This window comes from Bacteroides mucinivorans (assembly GCF_034654355.2).
GTDB lineage: Bacteria > Bacteroidota > Bacteroidia > Bacteroidales > Bacteroidaceae > Bacteroides > Bacteroides nordii.
Map to the genome: position 1 here is coordinate 4455179 of NZ_CP178179.1, position 13054 is coordinate 4468232.

The following is a 13054-nucleotide window of genomic DNA, read 5'->3' on the forward strand; positions in this document are numbered from 1 at the left end:
TCAAGATGAAGAAACAAATATTGAAATATATCGGAATATTGTTTGCAATCATGCTGATTCCGGCTTTAAGCGGATGCAATGATACGGACGATGTGCAAAAGATATTCACAGGGAAAACATGGAAGATGACCTATATCACCAAAAAGGGTGAACATAGATGGTATACTTTTCCGGGAGTAGACGAAAAGAACTATTTGTCTTATGATCCAACCACCGGAACAAGAGCATTCCGGATAACTTTCACAGGCAGTACAAGTGAAAACAGAATCAATGGTGACTTCAACGGTTCCGGTTCTGTGGTTATGAACGGTACATGGGAAGCAAATGGCGAAAAACAAACTTTCCGAACAACTGTAAAAGATAAAAGGGTGACCGATTCGAATGACAAATTGGGGCAGTTCATCATCGAAGCAATAACCAAAGCAACCTCCTATGAAGGAGATGAATACAATTTGTATCTCTATTTTGAATATAATACAGAAACTCTGTGCATTACATTTGCACCCGAAAAATAAAACACATACGATAATGGATAAACAATCAGAATTAGATAAGCGTTATATACGTATGGCCAGCATCTGGGCTGAAAATTCGTATTGCCAACGGCGTAAAGTAGGAGCATTGATTGTCAAGGACAAAATGATCATTTCCGACGGATATAACGGAACGCCTTCCGGCTTCGAGAATGTCTGTGAAGATGAAAACAATGTCACAAAGCCCTATGTGCTTCATGCCGAAGCAAACGCCATAACCAAAATAGCACGTTCTAACAACAGCAGCGATGGTGCTACCATGTATGTCACGGCTTCTCCTTGTATTGAATGTGCCAAACTAATCATTCAGGCGGGTATCAAACGGGTAGTTTACTCCGAGCATTACCGTCTGGAAGATGGAATTGAATTACTCAAACGGGCCGGAATAGAAGTCATATTTGTGACAACAGACCACGAGTAACAATAACAAAAAAAGAAAAAACAGCAAACCGCAGTTATAGCATAGCCCCCGCAGCTTGCAACTACTAACTAATAACTAATAAAAAAGCATGAGTACAAAAAACTCTTCCCGTTTTACCCCTGTCATCATTGCTATCAGCGTAGTAATTGGAATCCTTATCGGAACGTTCTACGCCAAACATTTTGCAGGCAATCGCTTAGGCATTATCAACGGATCATCCAATAAGTTGAATGCTTTACTCCGTATTGTTGATGACCAATATGTAGATACGGTGAACATGACAGACCTTGTAGAAAAAGCAATGCCTCAGATTCTGGCTGAACTTGATCCACATTCAACTTACATTCCGGCACAAAATCTGGAAGAAGTAAACTCTGAATTGGAAGGAAGTTTTAGTGGAATAGGTATCCAGTTTACAATACAATATGATACCATACATGTAAATGCCGTTATTCCCGGCGGACCTTCCGAGAAAGTAGGCTTAATGGCAGGTGACCGTATTGTAACCGTAGATGATAGCCTCTTCGTTGGGAAAGAGGTTACTAACGAACGGGCCATGCGTAAACTGAAAGGCCCGAAAGGCAGTCAGGTTAAACTGGGCATTAAGCGTGCAACCGAAAAAGACCTGATAAACTTCACGATTACCCGTGGTGATATACCGCAGAATACAATAGATGCCGCTTACATGCTGAACGATGATTTCGGATATATCCAAATCAGTAAATTCGGACGTACATCACACGTAGAATTATTAAATGCTCTTGCACAATTAAATCATAAGAATTGTAAAGGACTTATCATAGATCTTCGTGGAAATACCGGAGGATATATGGATGCTGCCACACGAATGGTAAATGAGTTTCTGCCGCAAGGGAAATTGATTGTTTATGCACAGGGACGTAAATACAAACGTCTGGATGAAGTTGCTAACGGAACAGGAAGTTGCCAGAATCTCCCATTGGTTGTTCTTGTAGATGAAGGATCGGCTTCTGCCAGCGAAATTTTCTCGGGTGCTATTCAGGATAATGACCGTGGAACTATCGTAGGACGTCGTTCATTCGGTAAAGGTCTGGTACAGCAACCCATCGATTTCAGCGACGGTTCTGCCATTCGTCTAACAATAGCCCGTTACTATACCCCCTCAGGACGTTGTATACAGCGCCCATACGAAAATGGAAAAGACCGCAATTATGAAATGGATTTGTACAACCGTTATACCCACGGAGAATTTTTCTCACGTGACAGTATAAAACTGGACGAATCACAGCGTTACTCAACCGGGTTAGGACGCCCCGTGTACGGTGGTGGCGGTATTATGCCCGACGTATTTGTACCACAAGATACTACTGGTGTGACCTCCTACTTGTCTACCGTACTAAACAAGGGGTTGACTATTCTCTTTACATTCCAGTATACGGACAACAACCGCGAAAAACTGAGCAAATACGATACGGAAGAGTCACTCGTAAACTACCTGCGTCAGCAAGGACTCGTTGAACAATTCGTTCGTTATGCAGAAACCAAAGGTGTTAAGAGAAGAAATATCCTTATTCAGAAGTCATATAAACTACTGGAAAAGAATATCCTCGGAAACATCATTTACAATATGCTCGGAAAAGAAGCTTATATCAAATATTCCAACCTGACAGATCCGACTGTAAAGAAAGGATTGGATTTGTTGGAAAAAGGCGAAGCTTTCCCCAAAGCACCGGAAATAGTTGAAGAACCGGAAATCAAGAAAAACGATGAAGGAAAGAAAAAAAGAACTGCGCAAGCTGATAGCGCAAGAGAAAACCCGGTATTGCGACTCTACGCTGAAGGCACTCTCTGCTGACATTTTAGCTAACCTGGAAAGTCACCCGGCTTTCCAGGCAGCAAACACCATACTACTCTACCACTCCTTGAAGGATGAAGTCCAGACCCATTCCTTCATTGAGAAGTGGAGTGAAAGAAAAAGGATTATATTACCTGTCGTTGTTGGAGATTATCTGGAACTACGACTTTATACAAGCCCCCAGGACCTGATTATCGGTTCTTATGGTATTGCCGAACCTACCGGAAAATTGTTCACCGACTATGGCTCCATTGAACTGGCAGTAGTTCCGGGCGTTGCTTTTGACCAGATCGGACATCGGTTAGGAAGAGGTAAAGGTTATTACGATAAACTCCTTCCCCACATTACAGCCACAAAACTTGGAATATGTTTTCCCTTTCAATTGCTTGAAGAGGTACCTGCAGAATCATTTGATATCTGTATGGATGAAATTATAACAAAATGAAAACTAATTATCACACCCATACTACCCGCTGCCACCATGCGACAGGGAGTGACGAAGAATTTGTTTTAAGTGCCATCAAAGGAGGCTATCAGATAGTAGGGTTCTCAGACCATAGTCCGTGGAGATATCACACGGACTATGTATCAGATATCCGGATGACTCCTGAAGAATTCCCTGAATATGTAGAGAGCATCCGGAGCCTACAAGAAAAATACAAAAACCGGATAAAGATACATTTAGGATTGGAATGCGAATATTTTCCTGAATACATACATTGGCTGAAAGAGCTGATAAAGGAATATAAGCTCGATTATATCATCTTTGGCAATCATCACTTCCACACAGACGAAAAATTTCCCTACTTCGGACGTAACACCATCACACCAGATATGCTCGAACTCTACGAAGAGAGTGCAATCGAAGGAATGGAAAGTGGTCTGTTTGCCTACTTAGCCCACCCTGATCTTTTCATGCGTTCTTATCCGGAATTTGATTCCCACTGTAAATTAATTAGCCGGCACATTTGCCGCGCAGCTGCCCGGCTTAATATCCCTTTGGAATATAATATAGGAATGATGGACTACAACCAGGCTTTTGACACTCTGACCTATCCACACCCGGAGTTTTGGCATATTGCTGCTAATGAGGGTTGCACAGCCATTATTGGAGTAGATGCACACGACACTAAATCACTGGAATATTCAGGATATTACGATCAGGCTTGTGAAAACCTGAAACTATTGAAAATAAAAACAATTGATACACTTCCCTGCTTGAACGGATGAGTTATTCAGTGAAAAGATTACGCTCATAACTATCTAATAATCAAGGCTTATAAGAATGTACATTTTTGCATAACAAGAGTGTACATTCTTGTTATACTAAAGTGTACAATATTGTCATGCATAAGTGTACAATCTTATAAAACATGAGCTACAAGTGAATGCATACCATTCTACTTGTAGCTCATATTTATAATGCAAGTTATAAAATTCAGCTGCCTATAAGGCAAGCCATTTCAGTTACCACTTCAAATCCGGGAAATAACTCGTCAGGCAATTCCTCAAAATACTCAATGTAATGGGTTTCACCAATACCTCTGTTGCTCCACATTTCATTGCATTTTCTTTATCGGAACTGAATGCATATGCAGTCTGCATTATGATAGGTATTTTCTGATCCTCTTTACGAATAATCACTGTTGCGTCCAAACCAGTCATTATCGGCATTTTAATATCCATAAGTATCGCTGCAGCTTTGCCACGATTCTCATTGAACAACTTCACTATTTCCTCTCCGTTCTTAGCCCACAGGATATCACATTTTTTTCCTATGATAGCCTTTATCAATTTGAAATTACTGTCATCGTCTTCCGCCACCAGTATTAGCGGACGGAAGTCTGTTGTTGATTCATTTTCCATTATAATGATTGTTATATTCGCGTGTACATATTTAAGTATATCGTATTATATCATACGCATTCAGCGCGCAAGTTATAAAAAAAAATAATATAAATGATTATCTTTGCCAAAAAAGCGAAGATAAGCTGCACCTTGGCATAAAAAATGAACTCGTTCATTTTATTCTACTCCCGGTTTGCATTATCTTTGCACCTCATTTTAACGAACATATATGATTTCAGTAGACGGAGTTGCCGTAGAATTCGGCGGAACCACCTTATTTAGTGATATTTCTTTTGTAATTAACGAAAAAGACCGTATTGCCCTGATGGGTAAAAACGGAGCAGGTAAAAGCACACTGCTTAAAATATTGGCAGGAGCCCGCCAGCCGACCCGAGGGAATATTTCGGCTCCCAAAGAGTGTGTTATTGCTTATCTTCCACAGCATTTAATGACCGAAGACGGACGTACCGTATTTGAGGAAACAGCACAGGCGTTCGCTCATCTGCATGAAATGGAGGCCGAAATAGAACAATTAAATAAAGAACTGGAGACCCGCACCGATTATGAAAGTGACAGTTATATGGAACTGATTGAAAAGGTTTCGTCACTGAGTGAAAAGTTCTATTCGATTGATGCAACCAACTATGAAGAGGATGTAGAAAAAGCATTATTAGGACTCGGTTTCGTGCGTGAGGACTTCTATCGGCAAACAAGTGACTTCAGCGGTGGCTGGCGTATGCGCATCGAACTGGCAAAACTGTTACTGAAAAAACCGGACGTATTGCTACTGGACGAGCCGACCAATCACCTGGATATTGAGTCTATACAATGGCTGGAAGATTTCCTCATCAACAATGGTAAAGCGGTAATCGTAATCAGCCATGACCGTAAATTCGTTGACAATATCACCACCCGTACCATCGAGGTGACGATGGGACGCATCTACGACTATAAAGTTAACTACTCCCAATATCTGCAATTACGCGCAGAACGTCGTGTGCAGCAGCAAAAACAGTATGACGAACAACAGAAATTCATTGCCGAAACCACCGAATTCATAGAACGGTTCAAAGGAACATACTCCAAAACCCTGCAAGTACAAAGCCGTGTAAAGATGCTCGAGAAACTGGTATTGCTGGAAGTGGACGAAGAAGATACATCGGCTTTACGCCTGAAGTTTCCGCCTTCTCCCCGTTCGGGTAGTTATCCGGTAATTATGGACAATGTAGGTAAAACCTATGGCGAACATACAGTATTCAAAAATGCTTCACTCACTATAGAACGCGGAGATAAGGTAGCATTTGTCGGAAAAAACGGTGAAGGTAAATCCACATTAGTGAAATGTATCATGAAAGAAATCGAACATGAGGGTACATTGACTCTGGGACACAACGTACAGATAGGATACTTCGCACAAAACCAGGCCTCACTGTTAGACGAGAACCTAACCGTATTCCAGACCATCGACGATGTGGCTAAAGGAGAAATCCGTAATAAGATACGCGACCTGTTAGGAGCTTTCATGTTTGGCGGACCGGAAGAATCAATGAAGAAGGTGAAAGTACTATCGGGAGGCGAGCGTACACGTTTAGCTATGATTAAGCTATTACTCGAACCGGTAAACCTGCTGATTCTGGATGAGCCTACCAATCATCTTGACCTCAAAACAAAGGATATCCTGAAACAGGCTTTAATTGATTTTGACGGTACGTTGATTGTCGTTTCACATGACCGTGACTTCCTGGACGGACTGGTAACAAAAGTATACGAATTCGGCAATAAGAAAGTAAAAGAACACTTGTGCGGTATCTACGAATTTCTTGAAAAGAAAAAGATGGACTCTCTGCAGGAGTTAGAAAAGAAATAGTGGTACTTCCCGCACGGGGAGGTACGCCAAGCGATGGGTATATTTTGAAACGCGGATTAACGCGAATTTGCGCAAATTAAAAGACTGTTATTCTATCTCGTCTTTCTTTGTGCAAATCCGCGTTAATCTGCGTTTTATTGAATAATAATACTCTATGGAACTCTGTGAGCCTCTGTGGTGAAATCCCTCCAAATTATCTTTTTAATATTTTAAGTACTATAATTTGCTATTCGATAAGGTAAATCCTATCTTTGCCAGCCAATTAAAGTTTTAAATTTGAAGAACAAAAGGTACATATTCTATATTCTATTTGTCATCAGCATCATTATGCTGGCAGTACCCCTTGTTCCCCATCATCACCATGCCAATGGGATGATTTGCATGAAACATGATGTAACACCCGAAGAACAATGCCCTGTACACAATCACCACCGGGAAAATGACTCCTGCTGCAGTAACGAATGTCTGGCGCGTTTTTCATCTCCTGCACCCAGTGCGCAGGTAGATTTGGGACCACAACATATGTTTGTTGCAATCTTATTCACCGACTTTATAATTGAAAATCTACTCCGACCTCAGGAAAAACAATTCACTAACGAATATGTCTACCGAGAGTCTTTACACGGCACGAATATCACTCGTGCCTTCGGACTTCGTGCCCCTCCATCTACATTCGTCTAACCGAACAATGTAGCTATTACATTGTTTGCAAGACTGTTGCACCCACAAACCTCTACTTTTGCAGGGTGAATTGTGACGAATTTACAAAAACGAAATCATTAAGAATGTATTTTATATAATCATGAAGAAACTTATCTTTATGGGAGTTCTAGGATTGTTTATTCTGGGCTCCTGCAACAACAAACCGGGAAATAATCCCGAGGAACACAATCATGGTACCGAGGCTCACAACCATGACCACGAAGGACACGATCACGAAAATGAAGGACACAGCGCCACCAAAGAGTGCGAGGGGCATGATCACGGCAGCGAAGCTTCCGTAAGTGAACATAGTGATGAAATCATCCTGCCCAAAGCCAAGGCGGAAGCTGCCGGAGTGAAGGTGAGCACTATTGAACCGGGGACTTTTGAACAAGTAATAAAGACCAGCGGACAAGTACTTGCCGCACAGGGAGACGAAAGCGTAGCTGTAGCTACGGTAGCCGGTGTTGTCAGCTTTCACGGTAAAGTTACCGAGGGCATGAGTGTAGGGAAAGGCAGTACCCTGCTGACCATCTCATCCAGTAATATAGCAGATGGTGACCCGGTGCAACGTGCCCGTATTGCCTATGAAATCTCAAAGAAAGAATACGAACGTATGAAAGCGTTGGTTAAAAACAAAATCGTATCCGACAAAGATTTCGCACAAGCCGAACAAAATTACGAGAATGCCCGTATCAGCTACGAAGCACTCGCCAAAGGAAATACCAAAGGCGGACAGGCCATATCTTCTCCTATCGGCGGATATGTGAAAAATATCTTAGTCAAAGAGGGAGATTATGTTACCATCGGACAACCGTTGGTCAGCGTAACACAAAACCGTCGTCTTTTCCTGCGCGCAGAAGTTTCAGAGAAATACTACCCATATCTGCGCACTATTGGTTCGGCTAACTTCAAAACGCCGTATGATAATAAGGTGTATGCACTGAAAGAATTAAGCGGACGCCTCCTTTCGTTTGGCAAGTCTGCCGGAGATAATTCATTCTATGTTCCGGTAACATTTGAGTTTGACAACAAAGGAGATATTATTCCCGGTTCGTTTGTAGAGGTATATCTACTGTCAACCCCAATGGAAAACGTTATCTCGCTCCCCCGCACTGCACTGACAGAGGAACAAGGATTATTCTTTGTCTATTTGCAACTGGATGAAGAAGGGTATAAAAAGCAGGAAGTGACCTTAGGTGCAGATAATGGGCAAAGCGTACAGATACTTACAGGCGTCAAAGCCGGCGATCCTGTTGTTGTCAGCGGTGCCTACCAGGTGAAACTGGCTTCGGCAAGTAATGCGATACCGGCACATAGTCATGAACACTAAAAGGATTTACGATTGGACGATTTACAATTTACGATTGAAATTACTTTGATTTACAATCTCTTTCATCAATCGTAAATTGTAAATCGTCTAATCGTAAATAATTGTAATTTCAATCGTAAATTGTAAATTGTCTAATTGTAAATCGTCTAATCGTAAATAATTTCATGTTAAATAAAATTATACATTTCTCTCTTCAGAACCGCATCCTGGTACTCGTAGCCTCGGTGTTGTTGCTGATTGGCGGTACGTATACCGCAATGCATACAGAAGTGGACGTATTTCCCGACCTCAACGCGCCGACAGTGGTCATCATGACTGAGGCCAATGGTATGGCAGCCGAAGAAGTGGAACAGCTCGTCACCTTTCCCGTAGAAACTTCTGTGAATGGTGCAACAGGTGTGCGCCGCGTACGCTCTTCTTCTACAAATGGATTTTCTGTAGTTTGGGTAGAATTTGACTGGGGAACAGATATTTATCTGGCCCGGCAGATTGTAAGTGAAAAACTGGCAGTAGTCAATGAGTCACTGCCCGCTAATGTGGGCAAACCAACACTTGGCCCACAGTCTTCCATATTGGGTGAGATGCTGATTATCGGCCTTACCGCAGATTCAACATCTATGCTCGACCTGCGTACTATCGCCGACTGGACAATTCGTCCGCGTCTGCTTTCAACAGGAGGTGTGGCACAAGTAGCCGTTTTGGGTGGCGATTTGAAAGAGTATCAAATACAACTCGACCCGGAACGGATGCGTCACTATGGGGTATCTATGGGTGAAGTAATGAACACCACCCGGGATATGAATCTCAACGCCAACGGTGGAGTACTTTATGAATATGGAAACGAATATATAGTACGCGGAGTACTCTCTACAGATAAAGCAGATCAGCTGGGAAAAGCTGTAGTGAAGAGTATAAACACCGTACCTGTACTATTGGAAGATATAGCAGATGTAACTATCGGACCGAAAGCTCCGAAGTTGGGCACAGCCTCGGAACGGGGAAAACCTGCTGTATTGCTGACAGTTACCAAACAACCTTCTACCAGTACACTGGAACTGACGGATAAACTGGAAGCTTCTTTAAAGGATTTACAGAAGAACCTACCTGCGGATGTGAAGGTTTCTACCGATATTTTCCGTCAAAGCCGTTTTATCGAAAGTTCTATCGGAAACGTGAAGAAGTCTTTGCTGGAAGGAGGTATCTTTGTTGTGATCGTGCTCTTCCTGTTCCTGGCAAATGTACGAACCACAATTATTTCACTGGTAACACTGCCAATTTCACTGATTGTTTCCATCCTCACTCTTCATTATATGGGGATGACTATTAATACAATGAGTCTTGGCGGTATGGCAATTGCCATCGGTTCACTGGTGGACGATGCTATTGTAGATGTGGAAAACGTATATAAACGACTCCGTGAGAACCGGATGAAACCGGAAGCTGAACGTCTCCCGGTACTCGACGTGGTATTCAATGCCTCTAAAGAGGTGCGTATGCCCATTCTGAACTCTACACTGATCATTGTAGTGAGTTTCGTACCCCTCTTCTTCCTTACAGGTATGGAAGGACGTATGTTAGTACCGCTGGGCGTTGCTTTTATTGTGGCACTGTTCGCTTCTACAATAGTGGCTTTAACACTTACTCCGGTACTATGCTCTTATCTGTTGGGTAGAAACAAGAGTGACAAAATCCCCAAAGAAGCATTCGTAGCACGCTGGTTGAAAGGTGTTTATGAAAAAGCATTGAGATGGGTACTTAATCACAAGCGAATCACGTTGGGAAGTACCATTGCTCTGTTTATTGTTGCTTTGGGATGTTTCTTTACGTTAGGACGCTCCTTCCTACCGCCTTTCAACGAAGGTTCGTTTACCATCAATATATCTTCGCTGCCGGGTATCTCTCTGGAAGAGAGTAACAAAATGGGGCACCGTGCGGAAATGTTGCTATTAACTATTCCTGAAATACAGACCGTGGCCCGCAAAACCGGGCGTGCCGAACTGGATGAACATGCCCTGGGAGTGAATACCTCGGAGATAGAAGCACCATTTGAACTGAAAGACCGTTCGCGCAATGAGCTCATTGCAGATGTACGTGAGAAACTGGGTACAATCACCGGAGCAAATATCGAGATCGGCCAGCCTATCAGCCACCGTATCGACGCTATGCTATCCGGAACAAAAGCCAATATCGCTATTAAGCTTTTCGGAGATGACTTAAACAAAATGTTCTCTTTGGGTAATGAAATAAAAGGGGCTATTGAAGGTATTCCCGGTATTGCCGACCTGAATGTGGAACAACAGATTGAACGCCCACAGCTAAAAATCACTCCGAAACGTGAAATGCTTGCCAAATATGGTATCACCCTGCCAGAGTTCTCGGAATATATCAATGTAGCATTGGCAGGTGAAGTCATTTCACAGGTTTACGAAAAAGGCAAGGCATTCGATCTCATTGTTAAAGTGAAAGATAACTTCCGTGATGAAGCCGAGAAGATACGTAACCTGATGGTAGATACATCGGACGGAAAGAAGGTACCCCTAAGTTACGTAGCTGATGTTGTTTCGGCTATGGGTCCCAATACCATTAACCGTGAAAACGTGAAACGTAAGATTGTGATTTCTGCAAACGTAGCCGACCGCGACCTTCGCAGCGTAGTAAATGATATACAGAAAAAGATAGATACCTCCGTAAAGCTCCCGGAAGGGTACCATATTGAATATGGAGGGCAATTTGAAAGCGAACAGGCAGCAAGCCGCACGCTGGCCTTGACTTCCTTCATGAGTATCGTTATAATCTTCTTACTGCTGTACCATGAGTTCCGGAGTGTAAAAGAGTCCGGAGTGATTCTGCTGAACTTGCCGTTGGCGCTGATTGGTGGCGTATTTGCGCTACTCATCACCACAGGTGAAGTCAGTATCCCGGCCATCATCGGATTTATCTCTCTGTTTGGTATCGCTACACGTAATGGTATGCTACTTATCAGCCATTACAATCACCTGCAACAGGAAGAGGGTATGGGAGTATACGACAGTGTAATTCATGGTTCACTGGACCGGTTGAATCCTATTTTGATGACAGCACTCTCCAGTGCTCTGGCGCTGATACCACTGGCCCTGAGTGGTGATCTGCCGGGTAACGAGATACAAAGTCCAATGGCAAAAGTAATCCTCGGAGGTCTTTTAACATCGACTTTCCTGAACGGATTTATCATTCCCATTGTATACCTGATGATGCATCACCGCTCCCCACAGAAGGAGGAGATATGCCAAACGATAGATGATGGGAATATCCCTAATGAAACGAATGAATAATAGAATGAAATGAAAAGAATAACGATATTTACTGCCGCACTCCTTGCCATTGCAGGAGTGCAGGCACAAAGTAACATAGAACAGGTGCTTCGGAATATCGAAGCTAACAATAAAGAGTTGCAGGCAAACGCCCAGCTTATCTCTTCACAGAAGCTGGAAGCAAAGACTGATAATAACCTTGCAGATCCCAGTCTCTCTTATGCACACCTCTGGGGTGCTAAAGACAAAAATGAGACAATCGGAGAGCTTGTTGTTTCTCAAAGCTTCGACTTTCCCAGTCTCTACGCCAGCCGTGCAAGATTGAACCGCCTGAAAACAAGCTCTTTCGACGGACAGGCAAGTATCTTCCGGCAAGGTATCCTGCTACAGGCCAAAGAAGTATGTCTGGACATTATCATGCTTCGCCAGCAAAAGCAGATCTTACAAGAACGTTTACGCAATGCGGAAGAGCTTTCGGCAATGTACAAGAAACGCCTGCAAACAGGCGATGCCAACATTATTGAAACAAACAAGATCAACCTGGAACTGCTAAATGTCAAAACAGAGGCTTCGCTAAATGAAACAGCCTTGCGCAATAAGCTTCAGGAACTGAATACCCTGAATGGAAATATTCCTGTAGTATTTGAAGGGAATACATATCCGGCGGTTATCTTCCCTTCGGACTATCAGATGCTTAAAGCGGAAGTACTCGCTGCGGATCCAACCCTGCAGACACTTGCCAGTGAGAGTGCAGCTGCCCGTAAGCAGATTGGTGTCAATAAACAAGGCTGGTTGCCGAAACTGGAACTGGGATACCGCCGGAATACCGAATCGGGTACTCCCTTCAATGGCGTAGTAGTAGGTTTCTCTTTTCCAATCTTTGAAAACAAAAGCAAAGTAAAGATAGCAAAAGCACAAGCCATGAATACAGATTTCCTGAAAGAAAGCGCCATGTTGCAGGCAGAATCACAAGTAGCACAACTTTATCAGGAGGCACAAACTTTGCGCAGCTCAATGGACGAGTACGAAAAAACCTTCCAGGCGCAGCAAGATCTCGAAATGCTGAAACAAGCACTGACCGGTGGGCAGATCAGCATGATTGAGTACTTTGTAGAAGTCTCGGTAGTATATCAAAGCAAACAAAATTATCTGCAACTGGAAAACCAGTATCAGAAGGCAATGGCAAAGATATATAAGAACCAATTATAGAACCGATTTCACTTCTG

11 protein-coding genes are annotated in these 13054 nt (G+C 42.9%); 10 read left to right on the forward strand and 1 reads right to left on the reverse strand.

Annotated features, from left to right (window positions below):
* Positions 1–5 precede the first annotated feature (5 nt).
* The 5 genes from VCM39_RS17145 to VCM39_RS17165 all read left to right on the forward strand — a co-directional run bounded on the left by VCM39_RS17145 (position 6) and on the right by VCM39_RS17165 (position 4018).
* Complete coding sequence (locus VCM39_RS17145) at positions 6–515, forward strand: DUF4847 family protein (RefSeq protein ID WP_122200911.1); 510 nt, start codon at positions 6–8, stop codon at positions 513–515.
* Positions 516–528: 13 nt separating this feature from the next.
* Positions 529–954, forward strand: coding sequence for a dCMP deaminase family protein (locus VCM39_RS17150; RefSeq protein ID WP_007484284.1), 426 nt, complete (start codon positions 529–531; stop codon positions 952–954).
* Between the two features lie 88 nt (positions 955–1042).
* Positions 1043–2788 (forward strand): S41 family peptidase, encoded by a 1746-nt coding sequence (locus VCM39_RS17155; protein ID WP_221650577.1) that lies wholly within the window; start codon positions 1043–1045, stop codon positions 2786–2788.
* Positions 2700–3233, forward strand: a complete 534-nt coding sequence (locus tag VCM39_RS17160; RefSeq protein ID WP_322932751.1) for a 5-formyltetrahydrofolate cyclo-ligase — start codon at positions 2700–2702, stop codon at positions 3231–3233. Before VCM39_RS17155 ends, VCM39_RS17160 begins: the two co-directional genes overlap by 89 nt.
* Positions 3230–4018, forward strand: a complete 789-nt coding sequence (locus VCM39_RS17165) for a histidinol-phosphatase (protein ID WP_322932752.1) — start codon at positions 3230–3232, stop codon at positions 4016–4018. Before VCM39_RS17160 ends, VCM39_RS17165 begins: the two co-directional genes overlap by 4 nt.
* A 237-nt stretch (positions 4019–4255) precedes the next feature.
* On the opposite strand, the gene VCM39_RS17170 is transcribed toward VCM39_RS17165, so the two are convergent.
* On the reverse strand, positions 4256–4654 hold the full coding sequence (locus tag VCM39_RS17170) for a response regulator (protein WP_007484281.1): 399 nt from the start codon (positions 4652–4654) through the stop codon (positions 4256–4258).
* A gap of 211 nt (positions 4655–4865) precedes the next feature.
* Between VCM39_RS17170 and VCM39_RS17175 the strand changes: the two genes are divergently transcribed.
* From VCM39_RS17175 to VCM39_RS17195, 5 genes are all read left to right on the forward strand, one after another.
* Positions 4866–6503, forward strand: a complete 1638-nt coding sequence (locus VCM39_RS17175; RefSeq protein WP_322932753.1) for an ABC-F family ATP-binding cassette domain-containing protein — start codon at positions 4866–4868, stop codon at positions 6501–6503.
* 276 nt (positions 6504–6779) lie between these two features.
* Positions 6780–7184 (forward strand): DUF6769 family protein, encoded by a 405-nt coding sequence (locus VCM39_RS17180; protein ID WP_221651391.1) that lies wholly within the window; start codon positions 6780–6782, stop codon positions 7182–7184.
* Positions 7185–7305: 121 nt separating this feature from the next.
* Positions 7306–8538, forward strand: a complete 1233-nt coding sequence (locus tag VCM39_RS17185) for an efflux RND transporter periplasmic adaptor subunit (RefSeq protein WP_322932754.1) — start codon at positions 7306–7308, stop codon at positions 8536–8538.
* Between the two features lie 164 nt (positions 8539–8702).
* Positions 8703–11849: an efflux RND transporter permease subunit gene (locus VCM39_RS17190; RefSeq protein WP_322932755.1), complete on the forward strand. Its 3147-nt coding sequence runs from the start codon at positions 8703–8705 to the stop codon at positions 11847–11849.
* A 9-nt stretch (positions 11850–11858) separates the two neighbouring features.
* Positions 11859–13037 (forward strand): TolC family protein, encoded by a 1179-nt coding sequence (locus VCM39_RS17195; protein WP_322932756.1) that lies wholly within the window; start codon positions 11859–11861, stop codon positions 13035–13037.
* The last annotated feature ends 17 nt before the right edge of the window (positions 13038–13054 follow it).